Below are 19,127 nucleotides of genomic sequence, written 5' to 3' on the forward strand. Positions count from 1 at the left end.
GCCGCCAGACCTCTGCGACTTTTGCGCGAGTTCGTTCACCCGTGGGGATTGGCTTCCTTTATCGCGTCGGATGGGGCGTTCAGGGGGACAGTCGCGTCAGATGGTTGTTGCTTCGATGATGCGTGACATGTTTTCCGTCCGCACCGTGTCCAGTGTTCAACCGCCATCTGGACCAGGTGCTTCCGCTGCTGTTCTTTGTTTGCTTTCGCATCGGTCCTCGGGTTTCTTTTGAGGATCTTTGCTATAAAAGACGGCTGAAGAACCCGGTCGCAGCCTACCCGGTCAAAACAAGGATGCCTGAACGATGAAAACGCTCGTCGTCTGCTCCGGCGGACTGAACTCCGTCTCGCTGGCCTACAAGATTGCCGCGGAGGCGGATCTTGTCGGCCTCATTTCCTTCGACTATGGCCAGCGCCACAAGAAGGAACTGCAGTTTGCGGCACTGGCGGCCGCGCGTCTTTCCGTGCCGCACCACGTCATCGACATCACCACCATCGGCAAGCATCTGACCGGATCTGCGCTGACGGATGATGTCGCGGTGCCGGATGGGCATTATGCGGAGGAGACGATGAAGATCACCGTCGTTCCCAACCGCAACGCCATCATGCTGACCATCGCCTTCGGGCTTGCTGCGGCGCAAGGGGCCGATGCGGTGGCCATTGCGGTGCACGGCGGCGACCACTTCATCTATCCGGATTGCCGACCGGGCTTCATCGACAGCTTCCAGGTCATGCAGAACCATGCGCTGGAGGGGTATGCCAGCGTTCAACTTCTGTCGCCCTTCGTCACCATCTCGAAGGCCGATATCGTTACGGAAGGCGCGCGGCATGCCACGCCCTTTGCCGAGACCTGGTCCTGCTACAAGGGGGGCGAGCGGCATTGCGGGCGGTGCGGAACCTGCGTCGAACGGCGCGAGGCCTTCCATCTGGCCGGTGTCGCCGATCCGACCGAGTACGAGGACGCGGACTTCTGGAAGACGGCGACGGCCACGTTCAAGGCCGAGGCTGTCTGAGCCGTCTGATCGTCACCAACGGGCCACGATCCATTTCGTCTCTTGATTGGACCATCACCGGTCCTTCCGTCAGTCTTTGCCAGTTGCGAAGGCGGTTTAGCGGGTGACGGTGATGGACAAGGCGAGGGACTACCTGAACCGGGACAGGTTGCGGAGCATTTCGCTGCTGAAATATCTGCAGGCCTTCCCCGCGGATACCCGGCTGTTTCATACGCAAGGAGCAGAAGGGGAGGCGGTAATGCTTCTACTCGTCGCCGCCGTCAGCGATTACGACCGCCACGCCTATCCCGGTGTCCGCCACGTCTGCTTCATCGCCAGCGACCATGCCGACCTGACGCTGCGGTTGGTGGCGCAAGTGCCGGCGGACGGCCCCTGCGTCTTCAAGCTGCCGACGCCGGCAGACGAGACGGCCGTTGCTCAGCGCTTTCGTCTTCGCCGCACGACCGCCTTTCATTCGTTCCGGTTGGCGGACGAACCGGGATGGACAGCGGCCACCGCTCTGGTGCGGTGCCAACCGAGCGAGGCCGGCTGGGCGCTCTTTAACGAACGTGGCTATGGGCGGGACTGGCTGCTGCCGCTTCTCGACAGCGGCCGGGCTTTTGTCGTCGAGGCACCGGAAGAGGGGATTGGCCTGTCGGTGTGCTTCGCCTTCGAGAACAGCCCGGGCCTCTGGGAGATCGGCGGGCTTGTAACCCATGCCTCAGCGCGCCGGCAGGGATTGGCGCGCCGTGTTGTCCAGGCCGCGTTTCTGGAGGTGGCGCGGCGCGGCCTTGTTACCCGTTATGTGGTCGAGGAGACCAATACGGCCTCGCTTGCGCTTGCGCGTTCACTGGATCTTTTCGAATTCCAGTGCCTGACGCATTTTCTGTCGTTGGACTGAAGCGGCGCAAAGCCATGGTCCGGAGACGTACGCAAGCTGTGAACATGTCGCGTTTTAACGATTGGCTTAACGTTTCGTTGGTGTCGCGTTCCTAGCTTAAGCGCTGTCTGAAATACTCAGAGGAGAGCTCGGAATGATTCCGACACCGGCGACGTCACTCGGTGCCATGCGGCACTCGCTCCTGGCCAAGATCTTCGGCACCTGCTTTTTTGCCATCCACCTCCCGTTGATCGCCATCATCCTTTATCTCGGCAGCGGGTTTTCCACCCACCATCCCGGTCCGGTGCTGGGTGTTCTGCTTGGCGCAACGCTTGCCGGAACCATTGCCTGCCTGTGGCTGCTCTGGCGCTTCTTTGCGCCGCTGAGACACCTTGCCCGCGCGATCGAGCACTATCAGGCCGAGGGCGCTCCCATCCGCCTCCAGATCAGCCGCAAGGACGAGATCGGCACCGTGACGCGTGCCGTCGTCAGCATGGTGGCGGAGGTCGAAAGCCTGATGAAGTCGCTGCGCCACCAGGCCTCCAGCGACCCCTTGACCGGACTTCACAATCGCCGCTGGCTGGCGGAGCGCATCCCCGTGGAGCAGGCGCGCGCGGCCCGCGAGAAGAGCCCGCTGTCGGCCATCCTGTTCGATCTCGACCACTTCAAGCAGATCAACGACCGGCATGGCCACGATACGGGCGACCACGTGCTGATGGCCGTTTCCGAAGCGGTGCGCGACAGCTTGCGCCGCTACGATATCGCCGCGCGCATCGGGGGCGAGGAGTTCTGCCTGATCCTGCCGCGCACCAGCAAACAGGAAGCCACGGCGATTGCCGAGCGTCTGCGGCAGACCTTCGAGGTTCTGGTGGTGAAGCCTTTACCGCACGGCCGGGTGACTGCCAGCTTCGGCGTCTATGAGGCAGCATCGTCCGACAGCATGCAACAGATCCTGTTGCATGCGGACCAGGCGCTTTATGCGGCCAAGGAGGGTGGGCGCAACCGCGTGTTCGCCCTGGACAGAACGCCGGTGTGAGTGCCACGACGGCGTTGCGTCAGATGGCGCGTGGCGACGGGCGGCCATCGCCACGCGCCTCACGCCAGAGCAGGATGCGTCACACCCAGCCCATCAGTTCCCGGCGGGTGATGTGCTCCAGAACCCGCATGCCGTCCTCGCTGTCGTTGAGGCAGGGAATGTGGGAAAATTTTTCGCCGCCATTATGGAGGAAGTCTTCGCCGGCCTCCTCGGCAATTTCCTCCAGCGTTTCGAGGCAGTCGGAGACGAAGCCTGGATTGAGGATGGCGATGCGCTTGACGCCCTCCTGGGCAAGCTTTTCCACCGTCTTGTCCGTGTAGGGCTGCAGCCATTCCTCCGGCCCGAAGCGGGACTGGAAGGTGACCATCAGCTTCTCCTTCGGCCAGCCCAGGCGGTCGCGCAGCAGGCGTGTCGTCTTGTAGCATTGGCAGTGATAGGGATCGCCCTTCTTGAAATAGGACATCGGGATGCCGTGATAGGAGGTGATCACCAGTTCCGGTTCCCAATCCAGCGTCGCCAGATGCTTTTCGATCGAGCAGGCGAGCGCATCAATATAGACAGGGTCGTCGTGATAGCGCGGCACGGTGCGCAGCGCCGGCTGCCAGCGCATCTTCAGAAGCGCCTTGAAGGCCTCGTCGGCAACGGTTGCCGTCGTCGCCGCGGCATATTGCGGGTAAAGCGGGAAGACGAGGATCTTCTCGCAGCCCGCCTTCTGCATTTCATTCATCTTGGCCTGAATCGCCGGCTGGCCGTAGCGCATCGCCCAATCCACATGCACATGCGGCATGTCCTTGAACCGTTCGGCAAGAATTTCCGCCTGGTTGCGGGTGTAGGTGCGCAGGTAGCTTTCGTCGAGATCCTTGTTCCAGATCGACTCGTAGGCCTTGCCGACCTTCTGTGGCCGCTTGTTCAGCACGATGCCGTAGAGGATCGGGTACCAGAACAGCCGTGACCACTCGATGACGCGTTTATCGGTCAGGAACTCCGCCAGGTAGCGCCGCATCGACCAGTAATCTGTGCCGTCCGGCGTGCCGAGATTGACGAGCAGGACACCGACCTTGCCGAAGCGGACCTCCGGATGATCGGCTGGCAGGTGGATGGCGGGAGCATTCATCATTGCGGTTTCCTGGGACATTGAACGGGGCCAGTTTTCACTACGTGTGCCGGGCACTGCTGGTTCTATGTAGAAACAAAAAACGACCCGGGGAAGCCCCCGGGTCGTACCTCAATCGTGACAAAAGGTCCTGATGGCTCAGTTGGCCGGCAGTTCCAGTTCGGCGCCGATCTCGATCAGGTTCGGGCGGCGCAGTTTGTTGGCGTCGGCAATCTTCTTCCAGTCCTCGCCCTTGCCATAGGTGGCTTCGGCGATCTTCCAGAGCGAGTCGCCCTTCATGACCGTGTACATCTTCGGGCCTGCGGGTGCGGCAGCCGGGGCTGCTGCGGGCGCTGCCGGAGCAACGGGGGCTGCAGCGGGTGCCTGGGCCGTGACGGCCGGAGCAGCAGTCGGAGCCGCCGGGGCAGGGGCAGCAGCCGTTGCCGGAGCGGGTGCTGCCGGAGCAGCCGCTGCTGCGGGTGCCGGAGCCGGGGCCTTCGGCGGCGCGACGTAATCTGCCGGTGTTGCGTCCTTGATGCGACCGTCGGTGTAGGGCTTGTAGGGCGAGTTGGCGCTGATGTAATCGGCCACGGCCTGTTCCAGGTTCGGCCCGAAGTCATAGGCGTTCACGGCATTGGTCGCGAACATCTTGAAGCCGTCGCCGCCGCCACGCACGTAGTTGTTGGTGACGACGCCATAGGTCTTGGCCGGATCGAGCGGAACGAAGGCATCGCCTTCCTTGACCATAACGTCGCTGACGCGCGAGCCGACCGGCTTGGAGCGGTCGAAGGTGTACTTCATGCCGCCAACCTGGGCAAAACGACCGGCGCCGTCCTCGATCTGGCTCACGCCGTTTTCAAGCGCGGCCTTCAGGTCCGCCCCCTTGATCTGGAAGGTGGCAATCGTGTTCTGGAACGGCAGCACCGTCAGCACTTCACCCATGGTCACGTCGCCCTGGTCGATCGAAGCACGCAGGCCACCGCCGTTGACGATGGCGATCGTGATGCCCTGGTCCTTGACGCGGGCGAGCGAGGCATCGGCGACGAGGTTGCCCATCGAGCATTCGACGGCACGGCAGGCCTTGCGGTCGCCGTTGATTTCGCCTTCCGAGGTGCCGACGACCTTCTTCTTCAGGTCTTCGAGCGGAGCGCCCAGTTCCTTCACCTTGGCGGCATAGGCCTCATCGGGCTTCACCGAGGCATCCAGCAGCTTCGGTGCGCCACCGGCCGATTTCACCACGCCGTTATCGTCGAAGGTGACGGTGAGCTCGCCGAGATACTTCGAATAGGCATAGGCGGTGACGACCGGGATCTCGGCGCCCGACGGGTTCTTCACCATGGTCGGGTAGGGACCGGAGGACTTCGCATCGGTCGAGGAGAGGTAGGTATGGCTGTGACCGCCGACCACCACGTCGATGCCATCCACGGCAGCGGCGATTTCCTTGTCCTTGTTGTAGCCGACATGCGTCAGCGCAATGATTTTGTTGACGCCCTGGCCCTGCAGTTCCGCGACCGCCTTCTTCAGGTAGGTGATTTCGTCCTCGAAGGAGATGTCCGGGCCAGGCGACGAGGTTTCGCCGCTGTCGGTGGCCAGAACGGAGACGACGCCGACTTTCTGGCCGCCGATCTCCTTGACGACGTAGCCCTTGTATTTGCCGTCGAGCAGGCTGCCGGCCTTGGCAATGGTGTTGCCGGAAATGATCGGGAACTTCAGCGCGGCGATGAATTTGTTGAGTTCTTCCGGGCCATCGTCAAACTCGTGGTTGCCGATCGCCATGGCGTCGAAACCGATGCCGTTCATGAAGTCCGCCACCGGGGCGCTCTTGAACGTCGAGTAGTAGAGCGAACCCTGGAACTGGTCGCCGGCATCGAGAACCAGCAGATTTGCGTTCGGATTGGCGGCGCGGAAGCCGTCGATGGCGCTCTTGACGCGCGCAATGCCGCCGAAGCACTCATTGGCGTCGGCTTCCTTCTGCGAGCAGGTCGCATCCGACTTGTTGATCGCCTCGATGCGCGAGTGCAGGTCGTTGATGTGCAGGATGTTCAACTGGTAGTCCGCAAGTGCCACCCCTGCGTAGAGCGAAAACATGCTCGCCGCCAGCACGCTAAAACCAAGCCTTTTCATCATCCTAGAATTCTCCTTCAAGGTCGGGCGCGGTGTCTTCCGCCCTGTTCCGCCTCTTGTAATTGATCATTATGACACGCGTTCATCGCACCATGTTTTCATCAGCCCTTATGGACTGCAAGGGAAATATGACAGGGATGCAGAGGAAATTCTTTGCAACTTAAACAGGAAACCCCGCCGAGGGCGGGGTTTCGAAAAAAACACAATCCGGCGGTTGCGTCAGCTGCGTCGCGTCAGCGTGAATTGCGAGCCGCTGTCGGCCGTGCAGTTGAGCTGGGTCGTGGAGACGAGCGCGCAGTTGACGCGTGACTGGGTCTTGCGGACCAGCGAGGTCATGCTGATTTCCACCAGTGTCGGCGACGACTGGGTATAGGTGCCGCTGGCGAGAAGGGCGTTGGTATCCGTTGAGCGGGTGTTGAACGTGCCGGCCTGGAAGGTCGAAACGATACCGTTCGGATCGGCCCAGGTCCCCTCGACGCCCTGAGGCTGGGTCGGCGCCGGCATTTGGCGCGGCGCATTGGACGATACGCAGGCCGTCAGCATGAGGGCTGCGGCGATGAGCGCAAGGCTCCCTTTGATCTTCATTCTTCTTCTCCAGCGATTCGGACGCCTGTCTTGGCGGCAACGATGGCGCGAACCTCTATCTAATGCAAGGCGGATGCATTCACAGTCCGCCTTGCTGTTTTTCCAAGGTGATCAAACGCGGCAGGCGCGCAGATCCTCAGGTCCGCACGAGGATATTCTTGAACTGCCAGGCGTCCTTTTCGTCGAGATCTTCCGGGAAGAGGCCCGGACGGCCGTCGAGCGGGGTCCAATCGGTGTAATGACCTTCGACCGGGCCGAGATAAGGCGACTGCACTTCGAGGCAGCGCTTGTAATCCATCTCGTCGGCTTCCACGATGCCGGCGGTCGGGTTTTCGAGCGCCCAGACCATGCCGGCGAGCACGGCGGAGGTCACCTGCAGGCCGGTGGCGTTCTGGTAAGGCGCGATCTGGCGGGTTTCCTCCAGCGACAGGCGCGAACCGTACCAGTAGGCGTTCTTGTCGTGGCCATAGAGCAGCACGCCGAGCTCATCGACGCCATCGACCAGTTCGTTCTCGTCGAGAACGTGCAGGACCGGCTGGGCGGTGCCGCCATTGCCAAACATTTCATGCAGCGACAGCACGGCATCATTGGCCGGGTGGTAGGCGTAATGGCAGGTGGGGCGGTAGACCGCCTCGCCATCCTTCTCGACCGTGAAATAGTCGGCAATCGAGATCGATTCGTTATGCGTCACCAGGAAGCCGTATTGCGGGCCGGGCGTCGGGCACCAGGTGCGCACGCGGGTATTGGCGCCCGGCTGCTCCAGGTAGATTGCCGCCTTGCAGCCCTTCTTGTGCTTCTTGGCGTTCTTCGGCATCCACTTCTCGTGCGTGCCCCAGCCGAGTTCGGAGGGCTGCAGGCCTTCGGAGATGAAGCCTTCGACCGACCAGGTGTTCCAGAACACGTTGAGCGGCTTCGGGTTCTTGGTGCGCTGGGTGTCGCGTTCTGCAATATGGATGCCCTTGACGCCGACCTTCTTCATCAGCTTCGCCCAGCCGTCGCGATCATCGACGGAGGGTTCGTCGAACTTCACGCCCGTGTCGTTGGCAATGTTGACGAGCGCCTGCTTGACGAACCAGGAGACCATGCCGGGATTGGCGCCGCAGCAGGAGACGGCCGTGGTGCCGCCCGGGTTCTTGCGCTTTTCCGTCCGCACGGTTTCACGCAGCGAATAGTTCGTGCGGTCGGCATTCTTCATGCTCTTGTCGAAATAGAAGCCGAGCCAGGGCTCGACGACCGTATCGATGTAGAGGACGTCCAGCTTGCGGCAGAACTTGATGAGATCGAGCGAGCCGGTATCGACCGACAGGTTGACGCAGAAACCCTGGCCTTTGCCTTCGGTCAGCAGCGGCTTCAGCAGGTCCTTGTAGTTTTCCTTGGTCACATGCGCCTGGATGAACTTCACGCCGTGCTTTTCCAGGATCGCCTTGTCGTCGTCGCGCGGGTCGATCACCACCATCCGGCTCTTGTCGAACTTGAAGTGGCGTTCGATCAGCGGCAGCGTGCCGCGCCCGATCGATCCGAAACCGATCATGACGATCGGGCCGGTGATTTCGCCGTAAACCGGGTAGGTCTGTTCACTCATCTGCTGTCGCTCCTTCGGTCCCTCGGTCGCATGCCTAAAGGGCCGGTGTTTCTGGGCACGGGTCTTGATCCTTGCGCCTCTTGTTGGCGGTCTAGATCACAAATTACGATCACAATAAAGAGCTTGAAGACGACAAGCCTGTGGCAGTGGGTGTGGAATCCGCAAGCTGCGCCGCATCTGCCCTGAGCATAGCAATCATCGGGCCACGCTTGGCGAGCATGCCCTTATAGGCTGCCTGAGCGGGCGTCAGGGCCTCCAGCTGGTCGGCGAGCGCCTGCATCAGCTTACCCGCATGGGCGGCGGTTCCGAGCGCGGTGATCGGGTCGAGGTAGATGCGGATGGTGAAGAGGATATCGCCACTCGCCGGCAGTTTTCTCAGCGTCTGGCGTTCGACCCGCAGATAGCTCGCCGCCGGCGGAAGGTCCGGAACCTTGCGCTCGCTCTTCGGCTTCGGCGTGAAGAGCGCGTCGTTCCAGTTGATCGACCAGTTCAAACGCTTGACCGACCGATCCGGCTGCAGCCGGTCGAACATGCGGTTGATCAGGTCCGCATTGCGGCTGCCGCCCTCGAAATCCGGCACATCGGCATGCACCTCGTCCATCACCCGGCCGAATTTCTCGTCCAGCGACCAGGAGGAGGGGAAGGCAACGAAGGCCGCAGCCACGCGCCAGCCGTTTTCGCCGCGGCGCATGATGACGAGATCGTCCTGCAACAGCAGGCCGGCACGAATGAGCGGCGGCATGCCGTCGTCCTGCAGCGCAACCGGGCTTGCGCCGGCAACATCGATACCGCCTGCCTCCCGCGCATAAAGCTGCGGATACCGCTCGGGCAGATACTCGGCAAGAAGTGCCAGAACCTCCTGCTGCGCCGCCTCCGTGCCCGGTTCGGCCCGAAAGATGTCGTTGCGATGTGTTTGAAGCAGCTGACGCTTTTGCGCCAGATAACCGGCAAGACCCGCGTCCGGCTCGATCCAGTCGGCAAGATCGAGCTGCGACAGGCCGATGGTAAAGGGCGTAGCGGAGCCGTCATAGGGGGTGTAGGTCGGCATAGCCTCTCGTCCCTAATCGACCAGTTCGGCGGCGATCAGGCCCCGCAGCGAATTGCCGACGAAGACCTTGCGGCCCTTGAGGTTGGCTGGGCGGAGAATGTCGGAGCGGGCTTTGCCCTCGCGGATCAGGTCGGCGCGCAGGATGCCGGGCAGCAGGCCGGAGCTTAAGGGCGGCGTGATGAGCACGCCGCCATCGCTTTCGACAAAGAGATTGGTGATCGTGCCCTCGCAGAGCTCGCCGCGTTCGTTCAGAAGCAGAACCTCGTCGGCCTCGCTCTTGTCGAACTCCGCGCGGGCGGCATCATAGGGTTCGCGGCGCGTGGTCTTGTGGCGGTAGAGCGCATCGTCGGATTTCATCCGCTGGTCGGCAATCTTCAGGCGCCAGAGGCATCCTTCCGGTTCCGGCTTGATCACCGTGGTCGTAACCTCGACCTTGCCGCGGAAGTTCATCGTGAGGCGAACCCTCAGGTCTTCCTCGCCGGAGACCGCCGCCTTCAGCAGATCCTTCGCATCCACCGGCTGGCGGAAACCGAGCGCATCCGCCGAGCGGCTGAGCCGCCGAAGATGTTGATCCAGGCGGAGGAAACCGGCTTCCGGCTCCCAGCGCAGGGTCTCGATCAACAGGAAATCGACTGTCTGCTTGGCGGCACGGGCGCTGGACCTCGGCTGCTTAGCTGGCTTACTGCGAACCGCGTTTTGAGTAGGCATTCGTCATATTCCGCCTTGGCCTTCGAATCGAAGACAATTCCGCCGCCGACATTGAAGACCGCCTTGCCCCCGTTGAAAAGGGTAAGTGTTCGGATAGCCACGGAAAATTGCATCGGACCCGCCGGATCGCACCAGCCGATCGCCCCGCAATAGACATCCCGCGGCCCGTCCTCCAGCCGACCGAGGATCTGCATGGCCCACATTTTGGGCGCCCCTGTGACCGAACCGCAGGGAAAGAGAGCGGCGAGGATCTCCGGCAGGCCGACCTCCGGCTTCAGTTTTGCGGTTACATGGCTCACCATCTGATGCACCGTCGGATAGGTCTCGATGGCAAAGAGCTTTGGAACCGAGAGCGTGCGGACCTCCGAGATCATCGAGATGTCGTTGCGCAGCAGATCGACGATCATGCGGTTTTCCGCCTGCGTCTTCTCGTCGGCGAGCATTTTCGCGATGATCCGCGCATCCTCGGCGGTGGTCTTGCCGCGCGGCGCGGTGCCCTTCATCGGATGCGTTTCGATCATCCCATCGTCATCGACCCGGAAGAAGAGTTCCGGCGAGCGCGACAGGATCACCGGCCCGCCGAGATCGATCAGCGCGCCGTAGCGTACCGGCTGCCGCTCCACCAGAGACCAGAAGAGCGCCCGCGGATCGCCCTGCCATTTTGCCTCCACAGGCATGGTGAGGTTCGCCTGGTAACAGTCGCCGCGGCGCAGATGCGCATGCAAGGTCTCGAAGCGCGTCTCGTAGGTCTCGAAATCCCAGGCGGGCCTTGCGTTGTCGAGGGATGGCGGTGAGGTTCCGGCCTCGGCGGTGACCGGTTGCGCCAGCGGATGCCCGCTGCCGGCCGGTGCATCGAAAATGCCCATGGCGATCAGCGGCGTTTCGCGGACTGGGACGATGAGGTGCCGGAGCTTCTCCTCGAAGACGTGCCCCGCCTTATAGGAGAGATAGCCCGCCAGCCAGAACCCGCGCCGCCTGGCGTCCTCGAGCCTTGCCAATGCCGGCAGGACCTCGTCCGCCGTCCGCGCGATGACGATCTCGTGCGGACGCTCGAAGACGCGGCTCGAATGTCGCTGGTCGTCGCGGAAGAGGGCGTAAGGGGCGGCAGGCATGGGAGAGGAGGACATGCCGCTCTCCTGCCACACTCGGGTCGGCTTCTCAATGTGAGCCGGTGGCTCTTTGCGGCTCTGGTAATTTCACCCCGTGTTGTTCAGCGTGTTCGGTGTGCCGAGTTCCCGATGCGACCGGCACTGGTTGCGGCCATCGGATTTGGCGAGGTAGAGAGCACGGTCCGCCTCGGCAATCAGCTCGGTCTGGGAACCGCCTGGCGCAGGGACGATGGTTGCGTGTCCCGCCGAAATCGTGACATGGCCGAACGGCAGGTTGCCGACATGCGGAATGGCGAGCGAGGCGACGCCGCTACGGATCGTCTCCGCGATGGCGCGCACGGCCATGTCGTTCTGGTGGCCCAGAAGCACTGCCAGTTCCTCGCCGCCATAGCGGGCGGCAATGCCGAACGTCCCCTGAAGTCTTGTCTGGATGACCTCTGCGACGGCACGCAGCGCCTTGTCCCCGGCAAGATGGCCGTAGTTGTCGTTGAACAGCTTGAAACGGTCGAGATCGATCAGCACCAGGGAGAGCGGCTGTCTCTTGTCCGCCGCATCAACGAACATCGACGACAGGCAGTTGTTGAAATGCCGCTTGTTGAACAGGCCGGTCAGTTCGTCCGTCATGGCCAGAGAATCGAGTTCCTGAGTGATGGTCTGCTGGCGGGTCACATCGCGTGTGATGACGACAATCTCGTCCAGTGCCTCGCCGTTCGCATTATCGAGACGAGAGAGCGCGCTTTCGAGCCATATCGTCGAACCATCGGGCTCTTGATGCCGATAGAGCACTGACTGAGAGGTGGCGCCCTGGTTCAGTCGCGACAACACGGTCTGCCACTGCGCCTTCGCATCATCCTCCATACCCTCGAAGATGCTGGTTCCCACCAGTTCCTCCGGCGGGCGCTGGAAGAGGTTGCGGGCCGCTGCAGAGACATAAAGACGTATGCCGTCGATGGTGATCTTCTCGATGATGTCGGTCGAAGCATTGGCGATCAGACGGAATTCTAGCTCCTGCGCAGCAATTTTCTGCTCGCCGAGTTCCCGCAGCCGGATCTGCCTGATCCATCGAAGGGACATTATGATGACGCCGATATAGGCCGTGCCGATGCCGAGCCAGGGATAGCCGGACCGGGACATCCAGGCGTGGAAGAGTGCCGATCTGGAACGTGAGGCGACCACCGTAATGCCTGTTTCGGTATTGCGGAAATAACCGCTGAGCCGTGCCGATCCGGACCCTGGCAACTGATAGTCGTGGCGGCCTTTCACGTCCGAAGTGCTCAGGGATCGGATATCCGTGCTGTCGAAGGAGCCTGCCTTCATCGCCTGTCCCCTTGAGGGGTAGCGCATCAGGACCTGTCCGTCGCCGCGGAGCACAAAAATACTGCTGTCGCCGCCGGAGTTGAAGCTTTGCATGAAGCGGGCGATCTCGTCCAGATCCACCATGGCGACCATCACGCCGGCAAATTCTCTGTTGGGACCGTCTATCCGCTTTGAAATCGGCAGGAAGGCGGCGCTGTCTCGATCACCGCGGTTTGCTGAACCGATATGGATTTTGTCGGATATGCTGGCGCGATGGAAGCGGACGGCCTCTTCCAACGATGCATTCAGGCCGACTCCCATGCGATCGAGCGTTGTGCTGACCAGACGGCCATCAACGCCAATATGGGACATGCCGCCCAACACATGCGACGTTCGGACAAGCCGCTGCATCTCATCGGCCAGACGACCGGCTGCGTCATCATTGCCTGCGAAGGTCTGTGCCTGAAGCGTGAGTTCGGCAAGGGCCTGATCGGCCAGCGCGAGGATGGTATCGGCGTGCAGCGAAACCACTTCTGCCGTCTCGATCAGCCTGTTGTTGGAGCTATGGACCAGCCGCCGCCACGTCGTCAGCTCCGACCAGAACCACAGGCAGGCGAAAACAAGTGCGCCGGCAAAAACGGTGAGCCCTCTTTTGCGTGTGCTGGTTCTGATGCTCTGGATCTTCATAGTACAAATGAAAAGTCGCGTTGAAACGACGCGGATTATCCAGTGTTGCCATGAAGAATTCGATAAAATTGGAGATGATTGCGTAGGGTGGAAGGACGTTGCCGACCGCAGAACGGCCGGCAACGTGAAAGACGAATTCGTTTAGGACGCGCGGATGCCGTTCAGGCGTCAAGCGCCTCCAGTTCATCGATCAGGCCTTCGATCATCGACAGGCCCTTGCTCCAGAAGGACGGATCGGTGGCATCGAGGCCGAAGGGGGCGAGAAGTTCCGAATGGTGTTTCGTGCCGCCCGCCTTCAGCAGCGCGAAATACTTTTGCTGAAAACCGTCCTCGGCATTCTGGTAGACCGCATAGAGCGAGTTCACCAGGCAATCCCCGAAGGCATAGGCGTAGACATAGAAGGGCGAGTGGATGAAGTGGGGGATATAGGTCCACCAGGCTTCGTAACCTTCGGAAATGCGGATGGCCGGGCCGAGGCTTTCGGTCTGCACCGACAGCCACAGCTCGCCGATCTGTTCGGAGGTCAGTTCTCCTTCCTTGCGGGCCGTGTGCACCTTGCGCTCGAACTCGTAGAAGGCGATCTGGCGCACGACCGTGTTGATCATGTCCTCCACCTTCTGGGCCAGCATCGCCTTGCGCTCACGCCGGTCAGTCGTCTTGTTCAACAGCGCGCGGAAGGTCAGCATTTCGCCGAAGACGGAGGCGGTTTCGGCAAGCGTCAGGGGTGTCTGGCACATCAGCGCACCCTGGCCGCCGGCCAGCACCTGGTGCACGCCGTGGCCGAGTTCATGCGCAAGCGTCATGACGTCGCGCGGCTTGCCGAGATAGTTGACCAGCACGTAAGGATGGGCGGAGGGCACGGTCGGATGGGCGAAGGCACCCGGCGCCTTGCCGGGGCGGGCGGGCGCATCGATCCAGTTCTCGTCGAAGAAGCGGCGGGCGATGTCGGCCATGTCGCGCGCGAACTGGCCATAGGCCGAGAGCACCGTCTCTCGGGCCGTCTCCCAGGGGATCAGCGCCTTCGGGGTTTCGGGCAGCGGCGCGTTGCGGTCCCAGAAATTCATCTGATCCATGCCGAGCCATTTCGCCTTCATCGCGTAATAGCGATGCGAGAGGCGCGGATAGGCGTCCCGCACGGCGGCCGCCAGTGCATCGACCACCTCGCGTTCGACGCGATTGGCGAGGTGCCGGCTGTCGGCAATGTCCTCGAAACCGCGCCAGCGGTCGGCAATGTCCTTGTCCTTCGCCAGCGTGTTGGTGATCAGCGTGAAGACGCGCAGGTTCGCCTTGAAGGTGGCCGAGAGGGCGGCCGCCGCCTTGGCGCGCATCGCTTCCTCCGGCTCCTGCAAGAGGTTCAGCGTCCGCTCGAGCGGCAGCATCTCGCCGTCGATCTCGAAACGCAGATCGGCCATGGTCTCGTCGAACAGCCGGTTGAAGGCGGCAGCGCTCGTCATGGATTTTTCGAGGAACAGTTGCTCCAGCCGGTCGTCCAGCTGGTGCGGCTTGTCCTTGCGCAGATCAAGGATCCAGGGAGCGTAGTGAGCGGCCTTCTCGTCTGCCGTCAGCGCCGTGTCGATCAGGGCATCGTCCACCCGGTTCAGTTCGAGCGGGAAGAACAACAGGTGCGCGGAGAGATCGGTCAGCTTGGACTGCACATCGCCATAAAGCTTGCCGTTTGCAGGGTTCAGCGTGTCAGAAAAATAGGTGAGGCCGGCAAAGGAGCCGATCTTGCCGACGAGATCGTCGATCGCCTCGTAGGCCTCGACGGCGGCACCGAGGCCATCCGTGCCGGTTTTCGTCGCGGCCTCGGCAAGCCTGCCTTTCCACTGGCTTTCAAAGGCCTTCGCCATCTCCAGCGCCCGGGTAAGATCACCGCGGAAGGCATCGCTGTCGGCGGAGGGATAGAGATCCTCAAGGCGCCAGACGGGCAGGACGCCCAGTGCTGCATCTGCCGATGCGGCGGCGCCTGCGGCATCCGCGACGGCTGCCCGTTTATGGTTTACAAATTTCCGGTGGCCGATGTCAGACACGGTCAAGGTCTGTCTCCTATCCTCGTCTTGGTACAATTTGCAGTCGTCGGGATGTTTCAATGGGCGGCGTTTAAAATGCAAGCATTTCTCAAAACGGGATGTTTAACCCTTTATGACACAACGGACATCAAGGTCCCTTGTGGGACGGTATATTGAGAATTCGGAGCAAGCATGACGGCCCATATCCTTGTTGTCGATGATGATCCGGTCCAGCGCCGCCTGTTGAAGAATGCGGTGGAGCGCTATGGCCATGTTGCCCATGTGGCGGAAAACGGTCGTCTTGCGCTGGAGTTCCTGAAGCGGAACCGTCGCCAGATCAACGTGATCGTCCTCGATCTGATGATGCCGGAGCTCGACGGGCTCGGCTTTCTCCAGGCCGCCGGCGAGATGGCGCTGGAAATTCCCGTCATCGTCCAGACCGGGCAGGGCGGCATCGAAACGGTGGTGCAGGCCATGCGCGCCGGTGCGTTCGATTTTGTCGTGAAGCCGGTCTCACCGGAGCGGATCGCCGCCTCCATCGCCAATGCGCTGAAGGTCGATCACCGCGAAAGCAAGGTGAAGGCGGTCCGCAAGACGAAGGGTGGCAGCGTCAGCTTCGGCGATATCGTTTCGGCAAGCCCGGACATGCTGCGGGTCATCGATCTTGCCCAGCGCGCCTCGCAATCGAATATCCCGGTGGTCCTGGAAGGTGAATCGGGTGTCGGCAAGGAAATGATCGCCCGCGCCATCCAGGCGAGCGGCGAGCGTGCCAACAAGCCGTTCATCACCGTCAACTGTGGTGCGATCCCGGCCAATCTGGTGGAAAGCATCCTGTTCGGCCACGAGAAGGGTGCCTTTACCGGGGCTACCGAACGGCATACCGGCAAGTTCATGGAAGCCGATGGCGGAACACTGTTTCTCGACGAGATCGGCGATCTGCCGCTCGATGTGCAGGTGAAACTGCTGCGGGCCGTGCAGCAGGGAGAAATCGAAACGGTCGGCGCCGCCAAGGTGCAGAAGGTCGATGTGCGCCTGATCTCGGCGACCAACAAGGACCTGATCGAGGAGGTTCGCGCCGGACGGTTCCGCGAGGACCTTTATTACCGCCTCAACGTCTTCCCGATCACCATCCCGGCGCTGCGCCGCCGCAAGGAGGACATCCCGCATCTGGCGCGTGTCTTCACCGAGCGGTTTTCGGCGGAGCAGAAGCTGGATCGCACGCTGCAGGTCGGTGCCGGCGCCATGGCGCTGCTCACCTCCTATGACTGGCCGGGCAACATCCGCCAGCTGGAAAACGCGGTGTTCCGCGCCGTCGTGCTTGCCGAAGGACCGGACCTGACGGAGAAGGATTTCCCGCAGATTGCCGCCCAGGTGCCGGACTACCAGAGCCAGGAACTGCTGGCGACGGCGGTTGTGCCGATCGAAGACATCGAGAGCGAGGACGATGCCGATCAGCGGTCGATGTCGGACATGCTGCGCGCCGCACGGGCCGAAGCCGCCCGTTCGATGCAGATGTTTGGCGGTCCCGAAAATGTGATCGTCAGCACCGATGACAGCGGCGACGTGCGCAAACTGGCGGATGTGGAGGAAGAGCTGATACGCTTCGCGCTCAAGTTCTACCGAGGCCAGATGAGCCAGGTGGCCCGCAAGCTCGGCATTGGAAGATCAACGCTTTACCGCAAACTCAAGGATTATGGGATAGACCCTGACGACCCTTTGAAGGAGGCGGCGTGAGCCCCGCGCCGCCTCGAAACCCCAACCAAAGGTAAACGCCTCGGAGCGGGCGTTCACTTTCAAGCAAGGATGTTCTGATACTGACCGTCAACCATTCGGTAGTGATTTGTTGACTATCAAAGAAATGCTTGTGCATGTGTGGCACATTTGCCATCGTGTAACCGCAATTCACGGTCATGTGAGGCAATACCGTACGTTGCCTGTCAGACGGGGATAGACTTGCCGTATCAGTATGCAGAATCAACGCCTTCGGGTGACAGCGGATGGCGACCTGCGGCTCGCTTGTTCAAGTGTCTCGCAAAGCGTGCCACGGCGGCCTTGGCGTCTCTTGCGCTGGTGGCGTCTCTTGCCAGCTTTCCCAGCCAGACGGCCTCTGCCGCGGGGGAAACCCGCAGCCTGAAGCTTTATTTCGTTCACACCGGCGAACGGGAAGAAATCACCTTCAAGCGCAACGGGCGTTATGATCCGAAGGGCCTGCAGGAGATCAACCGCTTCCTGCGCGACTGGCGTCGAAACGAGCCGACGAAGATGGATCCGCGGCTGTTCGATCTCGTCTGGGAAGTCTACCGGCGCGTCGGTGCCTCCGATTACATTCACGTCGTCTCCGCCTATCGCTCGCCGGCCACCAACGGCATGCTGCGCACGCGCACCAAGGGTGTCGCGAAGAACAGCCAGCACATGCTGGGCAAGGCGATGGATTTTTTCATTCCGGGCGTGAAACTGGCCACGCTGCGCGCCACCGCCATGCAGTTGCAGGTCGGCGGTGTCGGCTATTATCCGACCTCCGGTTCGCCTTTCGTGCATCTCGACGTCGGCAGCGTCCGCGCCTGGCCACGCATGTCGCGCCAGGAACTGGTCAAGCTCTTCCCGAACGGCAATACCATGCACCTGCCGGCCGATGGTCAGCCGCTGCCGGGCTATGAGCAGGCGGTCGCCGATTACAAGCGTCGCGTCGGCGCAAGCTCCATTCAGGTGGCGAGCACCGCCGGCAGCGCGCCCGCCTCGTCTTCCAGCCGCAAGCCGACCAATCTCTTTGCCATGCTGTTTGGCAATAGCGGCGACGAGGATGAAGATGCCGATGCCATTGCGGCGCCGAGCAATGTACCGGAGCGTCCATCGGCGCCGGTGCGCCCGGCAGCGCGAGAGCCGGCTGAGGCACCGGTCTTGGTGGCGGAAGCTGCACCTGTCAAACCCGAAATTGTCGCCATGCCGGAAGTCGGTGCGCCCGTTCCGTTGTCGCGTCCGGCCTTCCGCGCCGATCCGGCAGCCCCTGGCCTGACGGCACTCTATTCGCAGCCGCAGAGCACCGCCCAGGAAGCGATTGCGGCGGTGATGCCGGCCACGCCCGCAACGCCGACCGCACGACCCGATCTGCCGGCACCCGCTGCGGTTGATCTTGCAAGCCTCACCGTTCCGGTGCCGACGCTGCTGGGCCCGCGTGGTCTGAAGGGCGATGCACAAACCTCTCCGGTCCAGACCGCCTCGCTTGCTGCTGCGCCGGTCGAGAATGAACTTCTGGCGGCCGTGCCGCTCCCGGCGCTTCGTCCCGAACCGGCCGCTCCCCGCGGCGGCGAACTCGTGGCTGTCGCTGCGCCTGTTGCGACCCCGTCTGCACCTGTCGTTGAGCAGGCAAAATCGGAAGCGGACAAGCAGGCGCTGACGCCTGAACTTCTGGCCGAGCTGGCCCGCAGTGCCGGTTATACGCCGACCCCGCCGCCCAAACCGGCTCCCCGTGCACCGAGCGCACCGGCGCAGCAGGAGGTCGCGCTGGCGACGCCGAGCACGGTTACGCAAGGCTCGTCGGGCATGGTCTTCAATGACGGTTTCGACATGCCGAAACCGGCAGCCCAGCCGGCTCAGCCGACCAAGGTGGTCAAGGGTGGTGCCGTATCCAAGCTCGGTGGCCGTCCGGCCAATCCCGGCACCAAAGTGCTGACGGGCGATACGCTGGCGCAGTGGGCGCTCGCCAACAAGCGCTCGGATGCGGTGGCCTCCACCAAGGCGCCGCGCATGTTGGTGCGGGCACTGTCGACCGACGTTTCTGCTGGCTATAGCGGTGGTTTCCGCCCCGTGTCGGAGGCGGTGGCGATCGATCCCAATCGTTTCAGCGGCGCAAACCAGCCGAAACCCTGAGACAGTCATTCTCATCCAGAACGAACAAGGCCCGCCGGTGATCACGCCGGCGGGCCTTGTCTGTTCCTTGCCCGCCGCGTTTCTATCCCGCCACGGGTGAGCGCGGTTTGCG

The 19,127-nt window shown here is 62.2% G+C and carries 13 protein-coding genes and 2 pseudogenes; 6 read left to right on the top strand and 9 right to left on the bottom strand.

The window, feature by feature from the left end:
• Window positions 1–304: 304 nt before the first annotated feature.
• The 3 genes from queC (at window position 305) to G6N78_RS09570 (ending at window position 2,907) form a co-directional block, all read left to right on the top strand.
• Window positions 305–1,012 (top strand): 7-cyano-7-deazaguanine synthase QueC, encoded by a 708-nt coding sequence (gene queC, locus G6N78_RS09560; RefSeq protein WP_165217781.1) that lies wholly within the window; start codon window positions 305–307, stop codon window positions 1,010–1,012.
• Between the two features lie 238 nt (window positions 1,013–1,250).
• A complete protein-coding gene (locus G6N78_RS09565) occupies window positions 1,251–1,892 on the top strand; it encodes a GNAT family N-acetyltransferase (RefSeq protein ID WP_165217783.1) in 642 nt (213 codons plus the stop codon).
• Between the two features lie 133 nt (window positions 1,893–2,025).
• Window positions 2,026–2,907: a GGDEF domain-containing protein gene (locus G6N78_RS09570; protein WP_165217790.1), complete on the top strand. Its 882-nt coding sequence runs from the start codon at window positions 2,026–2,028 to the stop codon at window positions 2,905–2,907.
• 79 nt (window positions 2,908–2,986) lie between these two features.
• Here the strand turns inward: G6N78_RS09570 and hemH are convergent, their stop codons facing one another.
• The 9 genes from hemH to G6N78_RS09615 all read right to left on the bottom strand — a co-directional run bounded on the left by hemH (window position 2,987) and on the right by G6N78_RS09615 (window position 15,160).
• A complete protein-coding gene (gene hemH, locus G6N78_RS09575; protein WP_165221572.1) occupies window positions 2,987–4,021 on the bottom strand; it encodes a ferrochelatase in 1,035 nt (344 codons plus the stop codon).
• A 138-nt stretch (window positions 4,022–4,159) separates the two neighbouring features.
• The gene (locus G6N78_RS09580; protein ID WP_165217796.1) at window positions 4,160–6,127 is read right to left on the bottom strand and encodes a 5'-nucleotidase C-terminal domain-containing protein; all 1,968 of its coding nucleotides are present in this window, start codon (window positions 6,125–6,127) and stop codon (window positions 4,160–4,162) included.
• A gap of 216 nt (window positions 6,128–6,343) precedes the next feature.
• Window positions 6,344–6,709, bottom strand: coding sequence for an outer membrane lipoprotein Omp10 (omp10, locus tag G6N78_RS09585; protein WP_165217797.1), 366 nt, complete (start codon window positions 6,707–6,709; stop codon window positions 6,344–6,346).
• Between the two features lie 136 nt (window positions 6,710–6,845).
• Window positions 6,846–8,291: a homospermidine synthase gene (locus G6N78_RS09590; protein WP_165217799.1), complete on the bottom strand. Its 1,446-nt coding sequence runs from the start codon at window positions 8,289–8,291 to the stop codon at window positions 6,846–6,848.
• Window positions 8,292–8,400: 109 nt separating this feature from the next.
• Window positions 8,401–9,339 (bottom strand): heme-dependent oxidative N-demethylase family protein, encoded by a 939-nt coding sequence (locus G6N78_RS09595; RefSeq protein ID WP_165217801.1) that lies wholly within the window; start codon window positions 9,337–9,339, stop codon window positions 8,401–8,403.
• 12 nt (window positions 9,340–9,351) lie between these two features.
• Window positions 9,352–9,960: an aminotransferase class IV family protein gene (locus tag G6N78_RS09600; RefSeq protein ID WP_234905770.1), complete on the bottom strand. Its 609-nt coding sequence runs from the start codon at window positions 9,958–9,960 to the stop codon at window positions 9,352–9,354.
• Window positions 9,957–11,174 carry an aminodeoxychorismate synthase component I gene (locus G6N78_RS09605; RefSeq protein ID WP_234905771.1) on the bottom strand — a complete coding sequence of 406 codons (1,218 nt, stop codon included), beginning with the start codon at window positions 11,172–11,174 and terminating at the stop codon, window positions 9,957–9,959. The genes G6N78_RS09600 and G6N78_RS09605 overlap by 4 nt, the downstream gene beginning before the upstream one ends.
• A 69-nt stretch (window positions 11,175–11,243) precedes the next feature.
• Window positions 11,244–13,262: a diguanylate cyclase domain-containing protein gene (locus G6N78_RS09610; RefSeq protein WP_165217809.1), complete on the bottom strand. Its 2,019-nt coding sequence runs from the start codon at window positions 13,260–13,262 to the stop codon at window positions 11,244–11,246.
• A 38-nt stretch (window positions 13,263–13,300) separates the two neighbouring features.
• Window positions 13,301–15,160: a M3 family oligoendopeptidase gene (locus G6N78_RS09615; RefSeq protein ID WP_165221578.1), complete on the bottom strand. Its 1,860-nt coding sequence runs from the start codon at window positions 15,158–15,160 to the stop codon at window positions 13,301–13,303.
• Window positions 15,161–15,340: 180 nt separating this feature from the next.
• Here G6N78_RS09615 and G6N78_RS09620 point away from each other — a divergent pair.
• From G6N78_RS09620 to mepK, 3 genes and pseudogenes are all read left to right on the top strand, one after another.
• Window positions 15,341–16,532 (top strand): annotated as a pseudogene (locus G6N78_RS09620) (sigma-54-dependent transcriptional regulator); the annotation flags it as partial.
• Window positions 16,533–16,690: 158 nt separating this feature from the next.
• A pseudogene (locus tag G6N78_RS26035) lies at window positions 16,691–16,882 on the top strand (helix-turn-helix domain-containing protein); the annotation flags it as partial.
• A 282-nt stretch (window positions 16,883–17,164) separates the two neighbouring features.
• The gene (gene mepK, locus G6N78_RS09625) at window positions 17,165–19,015 is read left to right on the top strand and encodes a peptidoglycan L,D-endopeptidase MepK (RefSeq protein WP_165217813.1); all 1,851 of its coding nucleotides are present in this window, start codon (window positions 17,165–17,167) and stop codon (window positions 19,013–19,015) included.
• Window positions 19,016–19,127 lie beyond the last annotated feature (112 nt).

Origin of the sequence: Allorhizobium pseudoryzae (assembly GCF_011046245.1) — a bacterium.
In the GTDB taxonomy this organism is placed as follows: Bacteria; Pseudomonadota; Alphaproteobacteria; order Rhizobiales; family Rhizobiaceae; genus Neorhizobium; species Neorhizobium pseudoryzae.